This is a genomic window from Brevundimonas sp. SL130, assembly GCF_026625805.1.
In the GTDB taxonomy this organism is placed as follows: Bacteria; Pseudomonadota; Alphaproteobacteria; order Caulobacterales; family Caulobacteraceae; genus Brevundimonas.
This window is the reverse complement of record NZ_CP113064.1, coordinates 2,029,666-2,046,338: the sequence shown is the minus strand read 5'-3', so window position 1 is coordinate 2,046,338 and position 16,673 is coordinate 2,029,666. Positions and strand designations below refer to the sequence as shown.

Below are 16,673 nucleotides of genomic sequence, written 5' to 3'. Positions count from 1 at the left end.
CAGTGGCGCAGCGGGCGAACAAGCGTCAGGGCGACTTTGGTAGTAGGGGCCTTGCCTAGCGAAATCGACTTGCGGCCAAGCCTTGGCGTTCTACCTGGCTTGCCGATGATATCATACGTCTATCCTCGGGGTGAGAATCGACGTTGAACCGTAGGGTGCGGATAGGGGGCGGACTTGCAACAAATACGCGAATTCCAGTTGGCAGAGTTGAACGTCGACCAGGACAACTTCCGCCTGGGATCCTTTCCGGACCAAAGAAGCTGCATCCAAGCCATGGTCCGACGCCAAGGCGAGAAACTGCTGGAACTAGCTCAGGACATCCTTGATGTCGGCCTAAGCCCCGGGGAGCCGCTCTGGGTCGCACCTGATCCGAGAGCCCAGGGCAAGTTTGTGGTTCTTGAAGGCAATCGCCGCATCACTGCGTTGAAAGTGATGGATAATCCTGCACTCGCGTCAGGGACGGATTTTGAGACCGCCTACAGGCGTCTGAATGCGAGATTTGTCGAAATGCCGCGGCGTGTCGTGCGAGCCGCCCTGTTTGACTCCGTTGAGGAAGCCGCACCGTGGGTAGAGCGACGTCACACCAATGAGCAGTCTGGCGTCGGGATTCAGTGGTGGGATCCCTTCGCTCAAGATCGTGCAGCTAAGGCCAGAGGGCGATCAAGAAACCGAAGCATGGTCGTCATGGAGCACCTGAGCGAGGAGGGCGACCCCGAGCCGCTGGCCAACCGCCTGGGACTTGACGACCGCACGACCACGGTCGATCGCGTTCTCAACACTTTTGCGGAAGAATTCGGCTTCATCGGGATCACGATTACGCGGAGACAGCCTTGGTCGGTGGATTTCGGGGCAGACCCGGTTACGAACCGGGAGCTGATGTGGGCAATCCTCGGCGCTCTGAAAGACAAGAGCGTGGACCATGTGAAATCTCTGAAGCAGCGGATTGAATTCATCAGAGGGGTTATCGCTGGACTTGTCGAAGCTCAGCAAGCGCCGCCGACGTCCCAGCCGAAACCTACGCCAGACCAAAACCATAACGGCAGCGCCGGGGGTAGGGGAGGTGACTTTTCAAGCAACGCCTCTGGGACTTGGAGGCCAGGCGGTCGTGAAGGCTCAGATTCAAAGGGTAGTCGCGGATCTGGCCCATCAGGCGCGTCGCCGGAAACTTCGGGCGCCACCGGATCGACCGCTACAGACGGGGGCGGCGGACGCCGGCCCAAGAAGCCCGAGAACGACAGATCGACGCTGGCTTCGACCCGCATCGAAAGTACGCTTCACGTGTCCGGCAAACGCCTCAAGCAAGTCTATGCCGAGGCGCGGAAAATCGACGTTGATGACCAGCGGAACGCTGCCTCGATGATGATCCGGCTGTTTCTAGAGCTAAGCGTCGAGGCCTACTGCAAGGCTTTCGTTGGCCTGCCGCACAAGCATCGTGATAAGGCCGACTGGAGCGCGCGTGGCATCCGACTGGAGGACAAGATCAAGGCTGTTCTAGAACATCTTGATCCGACGAGCATCGATATTACGCTAAACCATGCGCGAGAGGGCCTATCCACCGATCCGGCCTACGCTCACAACCTCAACAAGGTTCACGCTTTCATGCATGACCCTGAACGTGTGCTAAACCCGAAGGAATTGATCACCATTTGGGATCGCTGGTTTCCCCTGATGCGCGCCATGCATGACAGTCTTAGCGCGCAGAAGTAGTTGCTGGCCAGCACACGATTTTTCCGATAGTGGGGGAGGGAGATCAACGGAGCCATCCGCGATGCAGTACCTGTCCCCCCTTCGCTACCCCGGTGGGAAAGCGCGGCTTGCGCGCTACATGGGACAGTTGATCGAAGACAATGGGCTGACCGGAGGCCACTATGTAGAGCCATATGCCGGAGGGGCCGGCGTTGCGCTGGCACTGCTTTATTTGGAGTACTCAAGCCACATCCACCTCAACGACCTCAATCGATCCGTGCATGCATTTTGGAGCGCCTGCCTGGATCATCCAGAAGAGATGTGTCGCAAGGTGGCTGACACGCCACTCGACATGGACGAGTGGCGGAGGCAGCGAGAAGTTCAGCGCGCAGAGTCTCCTAGTGTTCTCGATCTCGGATTTTCGACACTCTACATGAACCGGACCAACCGGTCAGGCGTGATTAAGGGGGGAGTGATTGGCGGCAAGGAACAAGCAGGGCAGTGGAAGATCGACGCCCGCTTCAATCGTAAGGATATTGGAAGCCGGATCGAAAAGTTCGCTAGCTACAAGTCGCGGGTGACGTTGCATGGTCAGGACGCTCTAGCGCTCATTAAGAAACTCGGCACCTCGACACCCGCTAATACTTTATTCTATCTTGACCCACCATATTATCGTAAAGCTGAGAAGCTTTACGATAATCATTACAAGCCTGCTGATCACGCGGAATTGGCGGAAGCAATAGCGCAGCTAGATCGACCATGGGTCGTGTCTTACGACGATCAACCCGAAATCCGAACGCTATACTTGGCGTTCCGCCAAGAGGTTTTTGGTATCAACTATTCGGCTGGCCCCGTGGCCAGGGGCTCGGAAGTCATGATCTACGGCCCGAAAATCAACGCATCAGCCAGCACAGTCTCGACATGGCGCGGCATCGCCGCTTGATCGCATGACTGACGTTTAGCGCTTTCAGTAGCCTGTGGGGAGGACTTCTCGCTGGGCAGAGCCTATCCACATCGGCACATGACGAGGTCGGACGTGACCTCAAGCCTTCAACATCCATCCAGCGCGTCGGCGCGGGGGGTGTCGCGTTTGATCGCTGGCCAGCATTTTCGGACAGGAACTATGAGCCGAAGCGGACAGCAACTTGGTCGAAGCTATGAAATTGTCGCCTAAGATATATTATGCGAAGCAAGCCCAAGTTCGAAGGTGTTGCTGTCAGTTTTCCCCAATCGCTGGATTCTCCCGCCGACACGGCTTGTGTTCCCGAATGTCTGGACTCAGGTGCCTGAATCCCTGGACTCGAACTCCGATCATCCGACGCCTTGGGCGGCCGTAGCGTCGAGCTCCCGCAGTACGGCCGTGTAGATCAGTTCGTTGGGACTGACCCGCCGGACATTCGCGGCCTCGCGAACCGCGCGCACAAATGCGCCGGGTGTGCTGATGGTGATATGCACAGCGTCGTTCTCGACCGCGAAAATGTGCTGATCGTCGCTCAGATGGTCGCGGATAAAGGCCTCGACCGTATCGATATAGGTTTCAGCCGCACGGGAGCCGCGGCGCGAAGCCAAGGCTTTCATGCGTTCATGGATCGGCCTAGGCAGACGAAGGCTCATCGTCTGGTAGTGATCGGGGAGCGAACCGTTTTTCGGTTTCATCACCCTGACTCCTGCAAATTTTTTGACTTCAACTCCTAGAGACTCGCAAAACTGGAGTCCGCCGTCTAGGTGGTGGCGATATATTCTATCCTATATAAAACCCGCAGGATCTAACGAAGTTGCCGCATGCTGGCGGTCGTCTAGTTCCCTATGGGATATAAAGCGCGACGGCCGCGGCGTTGCGTATTCGGTTTGCCAGAGGCTTGGCCATTCCAGGTAGGTTGGCTTCGAGGCGCTCGATCTGCTCTACCCGCGCGTACGCCAGGATGGTGCTCAGCGTGTCGGCGGAAGCCATCCGGCCAAGAGCGCCGTGAGCCCTCACCGTGCCGCCCCCCCCAAGCAGATCAGCATGGGGCGTGTACCGCCGTCCCTGATCCAGATGTTCATATCGGTCCGGATCAATCAGAAGCCGAGCACAGCTTTCGAGGATGCGGCGTTGCCAAAGGCTGCCCAAAACAGGGAAACCCCCTGTTGTGAAAAACTGCGTGTGGCTCTGCGGCATCGGACCTTCATCAGCGACATAGTGGATCAGACGTCCGTGCCCGGTACGAGAGGGGCTCAGTAGCAGATCGGCGAGACCTATCAGGGACCGCCTCGCCTGCGGCCAGTCCGACCCCAAGCACCAGAGTGCGGGAAGCCGACGCCCATCGAGGGCGGCGTCAATGTCGGCCTCCAAGCAAAGCGCGGCAGCCGGGATAATTTGACGGTTGAAGCCCCCTCCCCGCGCCCGCCTCAGGAAGCGATCCACGGTTTTCTCGAAATTTCGCAACAACCGCACCCGGCGTTCGCGCTGGCCATCGATCACGACCGGGACGAGGTCGAAGGTCTCGACATCGACTAGCGGCGAACCGTGCCGTCGGCAGCTCATCCGCCAAGCCAGCCTCCAATCCTGCCTCAGATAGTGATCCCGCCCTTCAGCTGAGTCCTCCGCGAGACAGAACTCGCACGCCTTTCCCAACCGGTCGGACCCCTCCGCAGGGCGGTCGAGATCGTCGGCCGCGAGCAAGGGCCAGCGCCGGTCCAGCGCCAGGGCGTCGGTTAGCTCCAGAACCTCATCGCTGGCACCCGCCTGCCGCAAGGCCATTAGCGCCGCATGCTGGGTCTGAAGGTCGTCCTGAAGCGCGATCTGACCCAGCGCGCGCGCTACGCGGCCCCGTGCGGCCCAGCGCATCAGGACTGATCCGGGGGCTTCGTCCGGATAGGGCTTGAGCGTCAACGGTCTCCCCTAGATCGGCGACCCCGCCTGCCGGCGCGCATTCGCGCCTGGCGCAGCGCGGCCAGGCTCTCTGCGAGCTCGTCGCTGTCGAGGATCTCCGGCGTGATCTGTTCGATGCCGGACAGAACTGCCTCGGTCGCCGCGTCATGGAGCAGGTAAACCGTGCGCCCGACATAGCCGCCGGTCATCTCGTAGGCGCGCTCCAGCATCGTCGGCGACCAGACGGTGGGCTGGAGCAGCGGCATGGCGCTGGTCATCAGGTCGACAAAGGTGGTGAATTCCGGCGGCGTCAGCGGTCGCAGGTGGAAGATTTCGAGACGGTTCTCGAGCTGCTCGTCGGCCTGCATGGCGGTCATTGCGGTCGCGGTGCCAAATCCCAGCAGAGCGACCTTGTGGACGTTGCACAGCCGCCGCAGCGCGTTCAGGCAGATGGCGCCACGGGCCCCGGTATAGGCGTTCAAATTGCCGACCTCATCGAGGATCATGACGTCGGGCCTGACGTCCTCGAAGTACAGGGTCACTGCCTTGAGCAGGGTTCGGTTGTTCCCTGGCGGAATGTATCGATGGGCACCCTGAAGAAGGGCTTCGTAGAACCGGGCCTCATCGGCTTCTGGCGGAGCCTCGAACGAAACTATGACCTGAGCCTGGGCGCGACCGGGAAAGAACAGGTTGCGTTCGATCTCACGAACGATCTTCTCACGCAAAGCGCTCTTGCCGGCATTAGGTGGACCCCAGAACAACACAGCCCTCGGGCGCAGCCTACCGGCCGACGAAACGGCCAGACGGGCGCGTTTCAGGGCTCCGTCGCTGACCGGATTGGGCGCCCAGCGATCCCGCTGGATTGCGGCGATCCGCAGCCACGGATCGGCTTCGGGAACATGGATGATGTCGGTCACCATTCCTCCACAACAGCCTTGGGCGCGAGGGTCGTGATTGCGAACTCGGAGCTCGGCGCGTTCTCCGGCGCGGGAAGCGCGAATACGCCCTGACTCGCCTCGATCGAGCGTTCGGCATGTTCGTTCTGTCGGCGCGATCGCCGGGTGGCCCGGGATTCGGCCTGGATCACCTCAGTCGATTCCCGTCGCAAGGCGTGCAGGTCCTCCTCTGTCCAGCTGGCGTTGGCGCGGGTGCGCATTTCGGCGATTGCCAGTTCGTGTTCGCGAAGGGTGAAGGGCGCCTGGCGGTGATAGAGATGGACTCGTTCCCAGCCCGTCGGCGCCAAGACCCAGATCCAGGACATATCGCGGGGGTCGTAGCGCAGTTGGATCGACCCCTGCCCCTTGCGGATCAGCGGTCCGAACCAGACCGCCCAATAGCGAAGCTTTTTGAACTGGATTCCCGTTCGGCTCACCTTGCGCGTCGCGCTCGGCAGGAAGGCCAGCAGGAGGTCCTCTGCCAAACCCGGCTGCACCGCCCGGGGTCTGAAGCCGGCCTCGGTCGCCTCGGTCCAGCGTGACAGCGGCGTGAAGCCGTCCAGACCGGCATGCGGCGACCTGTGGTAGCGAGCGATCTGGAGCAGCACCCAATGCTCGAAGGCGTCGAGCGTCATGACCGCTTTGCGGTCGCTGTCGTATTCGCCGCGCTGCTGCACGTTGGAGAACGTCGTGCCCGGCACGAGGTGAAGTTCGCCCATGATGGTGCCGATGAAGCGCTCGATCAGGGCGCCGAACCTTGGTTTGCGCACTGGCCGATAGTGCGACTTGACGTCATAGGTGTTCAAACCCCGTCGGATCGCCAGCGACCGGAAGTCGGAGCCGTTGTCGGAATGCACGATCTCGGGGAAACCGTGGCTCGGCCAGTCCCAAGCGACCCCGGCCGCCTCAAGCAGCGCTTCCTTGGGCATAAAGGCGCGCAGCAAGGCCATGGCGGTCTGAACGATCGACGGCGCACCCAAGCTCGCATAGCAGCCGACGCACATCCGGGTGTAGGCGTCGATGATCAGCGTCAGCGTCGGTCGCCCCAGCGGCTGGCGATAACGTCGGTCAAGCAGGATCACGTCGGCCAGCGTGTGGTCGATCAGCCAGATCTGGTTCGGACGGGTCGCGACCATCCCGCCCGGACGAGGCGCGGCCCTTTCGGCAACGTTTTCGCCTTCCCGCGAGCGCAGACGCTGATAGAGGTCCAGCGCCACTATCCGGCTGTGGACGAGTTTGCGTCCGGGAGGCAGGAGACCTTCGGCCATGCACTTCCCGCGGATATCCCTGAGAACCGCGGTCTCGCTTGGCTTTTGGTCGGAACAGTAAGAACGCTTCAGAACCTCGGCGACGATCTCTTCGATCCGAAGATCGAGCGAGGCGCTGCCCTGCGGCCGGCCGGGCCGGCCGCCCAATAGCGACGTCGGACGCAGATCGGCCTTCAGTGATTTGAGGTGGGCGTAGGCAGACGACGTCGAGATTCCCAGTTCCGCCGCAGCGCGGTCAATATCCGCGCGCCGCGTCTTTGTGCCAACGAGCGGACCAAGAACTTGGCTGATGGCGACCGCCCTATCCCATTGCGCGTCCGACGCGTCGTCACGCCCTACCCTGCCGGCCACAGCTGCCCCCCGACTTGCAGATTTCTGCAATATCAGAGAACAGCATCTGGAGTCCGCCGGCAGGTCAAGCCTTACTTGCCAAGTTCTCAAAAGTACGGGACTCGAACTGAGCATCGTATTCGCGACGAGAAAACCTTGGGCCAGCAGCTAGGACGGCGAGCGTATCAGCCTCGCCATCAACGACGGGGTGCCGGGCTGGATCGAAAATTCCGTGCCACCCGCGAGCTCGTTTTGCGACACCATCGACCTGCGCAGTTAGGTTCTGCCGGGTACAGCTTTGCGCGAACAGCCGACTTTGGGGCGTCGCCCAAAAGAGGACATTCGCGCCCTCCGGATTCGGCTTCGACGACCCGATCGTTGCGTCGCCACTCGATTCGCCCTAATCGGCGGATATCGGAGAATTCTATTGCCGCAATCGCTCCGCCTCCTTTGCGTTTGTCTCGGCGTGACCATCATGGTCGCGTTGCAGGCGCATGGGGTGGTCAACACCCAGCATCGCATCGAACACAGCCTGCAGTTCCCGGGCGTGTCCTATGCGGAAGCGGCCCTGATCGACCACGATCACGAGCCCGATCATGGGCACGAACACGATCATGATCAGCCCGAACCTTCGCCGACCGACGCCGCCGCGGCCTTCGACGTCGCCGAGTCGCCCGGGGACGGCCCGATCAAGCACCATCACCACAGCGGCGGCGACATTCACGTCGGCCTGGCGATGCCTGCCGATCCGACTGAATCCATAATCACGTCGTCGGTCGATTTGGCGCCGGCGCCCGGCCTCACGCCGCCCGGCGTCCGAGGCGACGGTCCTTCTCACCCTCCAAAACAACAGCGCCTGATCGCCTGATCCTGCGCGGCCGACCGGCCGCGTGCGCCCTGTTTTGGAGACTACCCTTGAGACATCCCCTGTCCGGCTGCGCCGGATCGTGGGCGCGATGTGGAGCCGTTTCGGCCCTCGCGCTCGCGCTGGCGGCCGCCGTGCCGCCAACGACGGCGGTCGCCCAGACGACGACGCCCCCATCACCGGCGACCGCGCCCGCGCGTCTGCTCCCTCTGGACGAGGCGTTGCGCCGCGCCGCCGCCGCCGACCCGGCCCGCGCCGGCCTGGAAGCGCGCGCCCGCGCCGCCGAGGCCGGGGTCCGCCAGGCGGATATCCGGCCGAACCCCACCCTCGGCCTGATGGTGGAGAACCTGCCGACCCTCGGTGGCGGCGACATCCTCGGACGCACCGAGACGACCATCAGCTACGAACAGCGGATCGAGCGCGGTGGCGACCGACCGGCGAGGATGGATCTGGCCCGAAGCGAAGGGGCGCTCGTCGCCGCCAACGCCCGTGTGCGCCAGCTTGATCGACTTGAGGCTGTGCAACGCGCCTGGACGGAGGTCCTGACCGCCGAAGCCCGTCTGGAGATCGCCCGCGAGCGACTGGAGCTCGCGGAGCGGTTCCAGATCCAGGTGCAGCGTCGTGTGGACGCCGCCCGCGACCCGCTGTTCGCGGGCGCGCGGGCCGAGGCCGAACTGGCCCAGGCGCAGATCGACTTCGATCAAGCAGAGATCACGATCCGTGTTGTCCGCGTCACTCTCGCCAAGTTCTGGGACGGCCCGGCGGACTTCGGGGTCGGCGCAGCCGCCTTCGAAGACACCAACGCATCTCGCATCGCCGCCGGCGCGGTCGCCCAGATCGATCTGGACGTCTTCGCGGCCCAACGCGGCGTCGCCGACGCCCAGGTCCGCATCGAGGAAGCCCGCGCGATACCCGACCCGACGGTCAGCGTCGGCGTGAGGCACATCTGGGACAACGACGTCTCGCTAGTGTTCGGCGGCTCCATTCCGCTACAGCGCTACGATCGCAATCTCGGCGCCATTGAACGGGCCCGGGCGGAAGGCACGGCCGCACAGGCCGATCGCGAAGCCTTCCGCATAGAACGGGAACGTGAGATCGCGCGCCTGCAGGTCCAGCTTCTGTCGAGAGCCAGCGAGGCGCGCCGCATCAGCGAAGAGATCCTGCCGCAGGCCGAGCGGGCGGTGTCGCTCGTCCGCGACGGCTTCGCGCGCGGGGGCTTCACCTACAATGACGTCATGAGCGCCCACTCGGCCCTGATCGAAACCCGAGCGCGCCGCGTCGCGGTGCTCCAACAATTCCATATCGACCGCGCCCGCCTCGACCGGCTGACCGGCGCGCATGCCGGCCTGCTCGGCCTGGAGATCCAACCATGACCCTTCTCCCCTTTTCGCGGCGTCTGATCGCCGCGTCCCTGATGGCGCTCGCCGTCGGCGTCTCGGCTTGCGGCCAGGGCGCGCCCGCCGAAAAGGCGGAAGGCGAAGCCGCCGCAGCGGACTACGAACGCGGCCCGCACAGGGGCCGCATGCTCCGTGACGGCGACTTCGCGCTGGAGATCACGCTCTATGAGGAAGGGCCCGAACCTCTGTTCCGGCTGTATCCCTACGTCAAAGACAAGCCGGTCGATCCGCGCCAGGTCCAGGCGACCATCACCCTCAACCGCCTCGGGCCCAAGACCCACCAGTTCGTCTTCGCCGCCGAGAACGACTATCTGACCTCGCCCGCACCGGTCTTCGAACCCCACTCGTTCGACGTGGTGGTGGCGGCGGCGCAAGCCGGCGAACGCCACCGGTGGACCTACGCCTCTTATGAGGGCCGCACGACCATATCGGCTGACGCCGCCCGCGCCGGCGGCGTCAGCGTCGAGCGTGTCGGCCCCGCGGTGCTCGGCGAGACCCTGCCCCTGACCGGCCGGGTCGAGATCACGCCCGAGGGCCAAGCCGAGGTTCACGCTCGCTATCCCGGACGTGTCATGAGCCTGAATGTCCAACTGGGCACGCGGGTCTCGCGCGGCCAGGTCATCGCTCGGGTCGAGTCCAGCGAAAGCCTGCAGACCTATGCGATCACAGCCCCCATCTCGGGCATGATCGTGGCCAAGAACGTCAACGTCGGCTCCATCACCGGAGGCGGCGAACCGATGCTGATGATCGGCGATCCGACCCGGCTGCACGCTGAGTTCCTGCTCTATCCGCGCGACGCCGAACGGGTTCGTGCGGGCCAGCCGGTCACGGTCCAGAGTCTGGCGGGCGACTACGCGTTCAACGGCCGGATCGAGGCGGTTCTGCCTTCGACCGACCTGACCAGTCAGGTGCTGATCGCCCACGTCGACCTTCCTTATCAGGGCGGGGTGTGGCGGCCGGGTCTCGGCGTGTCCGGCACGGTTCAGGTCGGCGCGGGCCAGGTCCCGCTGGCGGTCCGCACCAAGGCTCTTCAGCCCTTCCGCGACTTCACCGTGGTCTATGCCCGCTTCGGCACGACCTATGAGGTGCGGATGCTGGAGCTGGGCCGCCGCACGCCGGAGTGGACGGAAGTCCTCGGCGGCATCGATCCCGGCGTCGAATACGTCGTGGACGGCGCCTTCCTCATCCGCGCGGACGTCGAGAAGTCCGGCGCGAGCCACGATCACTAGGGGCTCGAACCGTCATGCTCGAACGCATCATCGCGCTGTCGATCCGCTTCCGCTGGATCGTCATGGCGCTCGTCCTCCTGGCCTGCGCGGTCGGCGTCTGGAGTTTCCAGCGCCTGCCGATCGACGCCACGCCGGACATCACCAACGTCCAGGTCCAGATCAACACCGAGGCCCCCGGCTTCTCACCGCTGGAATCCGAACAGCGGATCACCCTCCCGGTCGAGACCGCCATCGCCGGCGTGCCGGGCCTGCAGTACACACGCTCGGTCTCGCGCTACGGACTGAGCCAGGTGACCGTCGTCTTCGAGGACGGCACCGACATCTATTTCGCGCGTCAGCTGGTCAATGAACGGCTGCAGGCGGCGCGCGGCCAGCTGCCGGAAGGGCTGACGCCCGAACTCGGTCCCATCGCTACGGGTCTGGGCGAGATCTTCATGTACACGATCGAGGCCGAACAGGGCGCGCGCCGCCCTGACGGCGAACTGTACACGCCCGAGGATCTGCGAACCCTGCAGGACTGGGTCATCCGGCCCCAGCTGCGCAACACGCCCGGCGTCACCGAGGTCAACACCATCGGCGGCTTCGAGCGGCAATATCACATCACGCCGTGGCCCGACCGTCTGGTCGCCTATGGCGTCACACTGGCCGAGGTCGTCGAGGCGCTGAACCGCAACAACGCCAATGTCGGCGCGGGCTATGTCGAACGCTACGGCGAACAGTATCTGGTCCGGGTTCCCGGCCAGGCCAAAAGCCTCGAAGATCTCGGGGCCATCATCGTCGCCAACCGCAACGGCGTACCCGTGCGGGTGGCCGATGTGGCCGATCTGGTGATGGGCGAGGAACTGCGGACCGGCGCGGCCACGGAGGACGGCCGCGAGGTCGTGCTCGGGACGGTGTTCATGCTGGTCGGCGAGAACAGCCGCACCGTGGCCCAGGCCGTGGCCGCCCGTCTGGACGAAGCCTCAAAAGCCTTGCCCGCGGGCGTCCGGGCCGTGCCGGTCTACGACCGGACCGATCTGGTCGACCGGGCGATCCACACGGTCGAGAAGAACCTGCTCGAAGGCGCGCTTCTGGTCATCGTCGTGCTGTTCCTTCTGCTCGGGAACATCCGCGCCGCCCTGATCACGGCGGCGGTCATCCCCGTCACCATGCTGATGACCATCACCGGCATGGTGCGGACGGAAACCTCAGGCAATCTGATGAGCCTGGGCGCGCTCGACTTCGGCCTCATCGTCGACGGCGCGGTCATCATCGTCGAGAACTGCCTGCGCCGCTTCGGGGAGACCCAGCATCGCCTGGGCCGTCTGCTGACGCGCGACGAGCGGTTCAGCCTGGCGGCCTCGGCCTCGGGCGAGGTCATTCGACCGTCGCTGTTCGGGGTGCTGATCATCACCTTGGTCTATGTGCCGATCTTCGCCCTGACCGGGGTCGAGGGGAAGATGTTCCATCCGATGGCGATCACCGTCGTCATCGCCCTGACCTGCGCCCTGGTCCTGTCGCTGACCTTCGTGCCCGCCGCCGTGGCCATGTTCGTCGCCGGCAAGGTCGAGGAGAAGGACAGTTTCGTCATGCGCGGCGCCCGGCGCTTCTACCAGCCGGCGTTGGACCTGGCCCTGCGGATGCGGGTGGCCTTCGTGGCGGTCGCCGTCGCCCTGGTGGCGATCTCGGCCCTGGGCGCCAGCCGTATGGGGTCGGAGTTCATCCCGAACCTCGACGAGGGCGACATCGCCATGCACGCCCTTCGCATCCCCGGCACCTCCCTCAGCCAGGCCGTGCAGATGCAGACGGCGTTGGAGCGGCGCATCGCCCAGTTCCCCGAGGTCGAACGGGTCGTGGCCAAGATCGGAACCGCCGAGGTGGCCACCGATCCCATGCCGCCCTCGGTCGCCGACACCTTCATCATGCTGAAGGACCGCAAGGACTGGCCCGATCCGCGCAAGCCCAGGGCCGAGCTTCTGGCCGAACTCCAGGCGGCCGTGGCCCAGATCCCGGGCAATAACTACGAGTTCACCCAGCCGATCCAGATGCGTTTCAACGAGCTTCTCTCGGGGGTTCGAGCCGACGTCGCCATCAAGGTGTTCGGCGACGATCTCGACGCCCTGCTCGAGGTCGGCAACGCCATCGAAGGCGTGGTCGGCGGCATCGAGGGCGCCGAGGATGTCTCGGTCGAACAGGTCACCGGTCTGCCGGTGCTGCAGATCACGCCCGACCGCGCCGCCCTGTCGCGGCTCGGGATCAGCATGGACGACGTCCAGCAGGTCGTTGCGACCTCGATCGGCGGCGTCGTCGCCGGTCAGGTGTTCGAGGGCGACCGGCGCTTCGACGTGGTAGTGCGCCTGCCCGAGACGCTGCGCCAGGACACGGAAGCCATCGGCCGACTGCGCATCCCCGTGCCAGGCTCGGGCGGCACGGCCTTCGTGCCGCTCGAGGAGATCGCCACCGTCGTCGTCGAGAAGGGGCCGAACCAGATCAGCCGCGAGGACGGCAAACGTCGCGTGGTGGTCACCGCAAACGTGCGGGGACGCGATTTGGGCTCCTTCATCGCCGAGGTTCAGGACAAGGTCGGGGCGGAGGTCGAGATCCCGGCCGGGTCCTGGATCAGCTACGGCGGCACCTTCGAACAGCTGATCTCCGCGGCCAAGCGCCTCCAACTGGTGGTGCCCGTGGTGCTGCTGCTGATCTTTGGGCTACTGTTCGCCCTGTTCCGGTCGGTCAAGGATAGCGCCATCGTCTTCTCCGGCGTGCCCCTGGCCCTGACCGGCGGGGTCGCGGCCCTGGCGATGCGTGGCCTGCCATTGTCCATCTCGGCGGCGGTCGGCTTCATCGCCCTGTCCGGCGTCGCCGTGCTCAACGGGGTCGTCATGGTCAGCTTCATCCGCAGCCTGATCGCCGAAGGCAAACCTCTCAGCGAAGCGATCCGTGAGGGGGCCCTGACCCGGCTGCGGCCGGTGTTGATGACCGCCCTGGTCGCCAGCCTCGGCTTCGTTCCCATGGCGCTCAACGTGGGGGCCGGCGCCGAGGTCCAGCGCCCGCTGGCCACGGTCGTCATCGGCGGGATTATCTCCTCGACGATCCTGACCCTGCTGGTGCTGCCTGCCCTCTACAGCCTCGTCCATGGGCGTCCGCCCCGTCCTGAGGGCGCGCCGCGCCGCTGGCTTTCCCGTCTTCCCTTCACCCGGAGTAACGCATGACCGCCGCGATCCATCGCTGGACGGCCTGGCTGAGGACGCCTGCGGGCGTCCTCCTGCTGGGGCTGTTCATCCTGTTCCTGAACGGCTGCCTGACCGCCGCCTTCGCGCACGGCGTGGCCGAGGGCGACAAGGGCTACATCCAGGAGACCTCGGGCTTCCTGTTCTGGCCGTTCGTCTATCTCGGGGCCAAGCACATGGTCACCGGCTACGACCACCTGCTCTTCCTGCTGGGGGTGATCTTCTTCCTCTACCGGATGAAGGACATCAGCCTCTATGTGACGCTGTTTGCGATCGGCCACTCCACCACCCTGCTGCTTGGAGTTCTGACCGACATCAGCGTCTCCAGCTATCTGGTGGACGCCGTCATCGGCCTGTCGGTCGCCTACAAGGCGCTCGACAACATGGGCGCCTTCCAGCGCTGGTTCGGCTTCCAGCCCTCGACCGAGGCCGCGACCCTGATCTTCGGCCTGGTCCACGGCTTCGGTCTGGCCACCAAGCTGCAGGACTTCAACCTCTCGCCCGACGGCCTGATCGGCAACCTCATCGCCTTCAACGTCGGGGTCGAGGTCGGCCAGCTCCTGGCCCTCGGCGCCATCCTCATCGTCATGGGCTTCTGGAGGAAGACGTCCGGCTTCTGGCGACACGCCTACGCCGCCAACGTCGTCCTCATGACCCTCGGCTTCATCCTGGCGGGCTATCAGCTCGTCGGCTTCTTCGTCGCCTGACCGGAGACCTCAAATGTACAACGCCAACAAACCCGACGCCTCCGAACTGCCGTCGACCGCCAAGCTGCTCAAATCCACCGGCCTCGCCGTGGTCGTCGCCTCGGCCCTGCTCGTCACCGTCGTCCTTCCCGCCGAGTACGGGATCGATCCGACGCGCGTCGGCTCGCTCCTCGGTCTGACCGAGATGGGCCGGATCAAGCGTCAGCTCGCCGCCGAGGCCACGGCCGAAGAGGCCAGCGCCGCTCCGCAAGCCGTCACCGTGGCCATCACGCCCCTCGCTTCTTCGGCCGGGGCTGACGCCGCGCCGACGGTCGCCCCGCCGACGCCTTCGACAGACCTCGCCCCCAACACGACCGCCGCCGCCATGCCGTCCGTCCCGGCGGCCGGACCTACGACGGCGGTCCGCTCGGACCGGACGAGCCTGACGCTCGAGCCCGACGAGGGTGGCGAGATCAAGCTAACCATGAAGGAGGGCGATCGCGCGCAGTTCACCTGGTCCACCGACGGCGGGGCGGTGAACTACGACACCCATGGCGACGGACGCGGTATCTCCTATCACGGCTACGACAAGGGCACGGACACCCGCGTCGAAGGCGTTCTGGTCGCCGCCTTCGACGGCAAGCATGGCTGGTTCTGGCGCAATCGCGGCGACGAGGCCGTGACCATCACCCTGGTGACGCGCGGCGCCTATGAGCGCGTTGAGTTCGTCGAATAGGGTCTCGCGCAACCGAAGTCGTCCCGTCTCTTCGGCGTCCTGTCCGTCAGTATGGTGGGGCGCGGAAGAGACGGGCGGCCTTACGTCTTCCCGAGCGCCGATTTGCTGATACAATGGACATCCGGGCCTCTGCGGGCGCCCGGCGTCGGCGGCTTCGGCCGTCCAAGTCCCGCTCCACCCGCACAACCGTGCGGCCAGGAGCGCGTGCATGTCCCGTCCTTCCCTGCCTGATCCGACCCTCGCTCGATCCGAGACGCTCGACGAGCCCTCGCCGCCCCCGCTGTCCTACGGCGCGCTGTTCCTGCGCTTCCTGAAGTTCGGGGCCCTGGCCTTCGGCGGCCCGGTCGCCCAGATCGCCATGCTGCGCCGCGAGCTCGTCGAGGAGGAAGGCTGGATGTCCGGTCCCCGCTTCAACCGACTGCTGGCGGTCATGCAGGTGCTGCCGGGGCCGGAGGCGCACGAACTCAGCGTCCATCTCGGCATGCGCGCCAAGGGACGCTGGGGCGGGGTCCTCGCCGGTCTCGGCTTCATGCTGCCGGGCTTTGTGCTGATGATGATCCTGTCGTGGCTCTATTTCCGCATAGACTTCGACCGCGCCTGGGTCGGGGCCGCCTTCCTCGGCGTGCAGGCGGCCGTGATCGCCCTGATCCTGCGGGCCGTCCATCGGATCGGCCAGCATATCCTCATCGACCGCTGGCTCTGGGGCATTGGCCTCACCAGCGCGACCGCCGCCCTGGTCGGCGTCAGCTTCTGGATCACCCTGCCGGCGGCGGGCGTCGTCTACGCCCTGGCTGCTTCAGGTCGGCGCGGATGGGCCATCGGCGTCGCCGCCCTCGCCGTGGCGGTCGCTGTCGCCGCCCGACTGTCGGCGCCAGACCCCATCGTCAGAGCGTCGCTCGATTTCGTCGCTGCCGCTCCGGGCGCTGTGGCGCCGTGGATCCTCTTTTTGTCGGGGCTGAAGGCGGGTCTGCTGACCTTCGGCGGCGCCTACACCGCCATCCCGTTCCTGCGCAACGACGCTGCCGCCCAGGGGTGGATGGGGGACGGCCAGTTCCTCGACGGTCTCGCCCTGTCCGGCGTCCTGCCCGCGCCGCTGATCATCTTCTCGACCTTCATCGGCTATGTCGCCGGAGGTCCGCTCGGCGCGCTCGCCATCACCGCCGGCGTCTTCCTGCCCGCTTTCGCCTTCTCTCTGGTCTTCTACGATCGACTGGAGACGGTCATCGAGATGGATGGCGTGAAGGCCCTGCTGGAAGGCGTCGCGGCCGGCGTCGTCGGCCTGATCGCCGTCACCGCGCTGCAACTGGTCATCAGCCTCTTCACGCCGTTGAGCCAGATTGCGGTTCTGGGGACGATCCTCGCGGCCGCCTTCACTGCCAACTGGTTCTGGAAGAGCAAGCTCGCGCCGCCGGTCATCCTCGCGGCGGCAGGCTTGGCCGGGGTCATGCTTCTCCGCGTCTGATCCCGCTTCAGAGCGCTTC

General features: G+C 65.0%; 13 protein-coding genes. 9 read left to right on the top strand and 4 right to left on the bottom strand.

Features of this window, described 5'->3' with window-relative positions:
• The first annotated feature begins 174 nt into the window (after positions 1-174).
• Both OU998_RS10095 and OU998_RS10090 read left to right on the top strand, forming a co-directional pair.
• A complete protein-coding gene (locus OU998_RS10095; RefSeq protein ID WP_267513294.1) occupies positions 175-1,707 on the top strand; it encodes a hypothetical protein in 1,533 nt (510 codons plus the stop codon).
• A 61-nt stretch (positions 1,708-1,768) separates the two neighbouring features.
• Positions 1,769-2,629, top strand: a complete 861-nt coding sequence (locus OU998_RS10090) for a DNA adenine methylase (protein ID WP_267513292.1) — start codon at positions 1,769-1,771, stop codon at positions 2,627-2,629.
• A 368-nt stretch (positions 2,630-2,997) separates the two neighbouring features.
• On the opposite strand, the gene OU998_RS10085 is transcribed toward OU998_RS10090, so the two are convergent.
• The 4 genes from OU998_RS10085 to OU998_RS10070 all read right to left on the bottom strand — a co-directional run bounded on the left by OU998_RS10085 (position 2,998) and on the right by OU998_RS10070 (position 7,091).
• Positions 2,998-3,342 (bottom strand): hypothetical protein, encoded by a 345-nt coding sequence (locus tag OU998_RS10085; protein ID WP_267513290.1) that lies wholly within the window; start codon positions 3,340-3,342, stop codon positions 2,998-3,000.
• A gap of 148 nt (positions 3,343-3,490) precedes the next feature.
• Positions 3,491-4,558 carry a TniQ family protein gene (locus OU998_RS10080; protein ID WP_267513289.1) on the bottom strand — a complete coding sequence of 356 codons (1,068 nt, stop codon included), beginning with the start codon at positions 4,556-4,558 and terminating at the stop codon, positions 3,491-3,493.
• On the bottom strand, positions 4,555-5,454 hold the full coding sequence (locus OU998_RS10075) for a TniB family NTP-binding protein (protein WP_267513287.1): 900 nt from the start codon (positions 5,452-5,454) through the stop codon (positions 4,555-4,557). Before OU998_RS10075 ends, OU998_RS10080 begins: the two co-directional genes overlap by 4 nt.
• Complete coding sequence (locus OU998_RS10070; protein ID WP_267513285.1) at positions 5,451-7,091, bottom strand: Mu transposase C-terminal domain-containing protein; 1,641 nt, start codon at positions 7,089-7,091, stop codon at positions 5,451-5,453. Before OU998_RS10070 ends, OU998_RS10075 begins: the two co-directional genes overlap by 4 nt.
• A 454-nt stretch (positions 7,092-7,545) precedes the next feature.
• On the opposite strand from OU998_RS10070, the gene OU998_RS10065 reads away from it, so the two are divergent.
• From OU998_RS10065 to chrA, 7 genes are all read left to right on the top strand, one after another.
• A complete protein-coding gene (locus OU998_RS10065) occupies positions 7,546-7,938 on the top strand; it encodes a hypothetical protein (protein WP_267516762.1) in 393 nt (130 codons plus the stop codon).
• 47 nt (positions 7,939-7,985) lie between these two features.
• The gene (locus OU998_RS10060) at positions 7,986-9,308 is read left to right on the top strand and encodes a TolC family protein (protein WP_267513284.1); all 1,323 of its coding nucleotides are present in this window, start codon (positions 7,986-7,988) and stop codon (positions 9,306-9,308) included.
• Positions 9,305-10,561 carry an efflux RND transporter periplasmic adaptor subunit gene (locus OU998_RS10055; RefSeq protein ID WP_267513283.1) on the top strand — a complete coding sequence of 419 codons (1,257 nt, stop codon included), beginning with the start codon at positions 9,305-9,307 and terminating at the stop codon, positions 10,559-10,561. Before OU998_RS10060 ends, OU998_RS10055 begins: the two co-directional genes overlap by 4 nt.
• A 14-nt stretch (positions 10,562-10,575) precedes the next feature.
• Positions 10,576-13,752: an efflux RND transporter permease subunit gene (locus OU998_RS10050; protein ID WP_267513281.1), complete on the top strand. Its 3,177-nt coding sequence runs from the start codon at positions 10,576-10,578 to the stop codon at positions 13,750-13,752.
• Positions 13,749-14,477, top strand: a complete 729-nt coding sequence (locus OU998_RS10045; RefSeq protein WP_267513280.1) for a HupE/UreJ family protein — start codon at positions 13,749-13,751, stop codon at positions 14,475-14,477. The genes OU998_RS10050 and OU998_RS10045 overlap by 4 nt, the downstream gene beginning before the upstream one ends.
• A 13-nt stretch (positions 14,478-14,490) precedes the next feature.
• Positions 14,491-15,192, top strand: coding sequence for a transmembrane anchor protein (locus OU998_RS10040; protein WP_267513279.1), 702 nt, complete (start codon positions 14,491-14,493; stop codon positions 15,190-15,192).
• A 208-nt stretch (positions 15,193-15,400) separates the two neighbouring features.
• Entirely contained in the window at positions 15,401-16,654 is a 1,254-nt protein-coding gene (gene chrA, locus OU998_RS10035; protein WP_324287961.1) for a chromate efflux transporter, read from the top strand.
• Positions 16,655-16,673 lie beyond the last annotated feature (19 nt).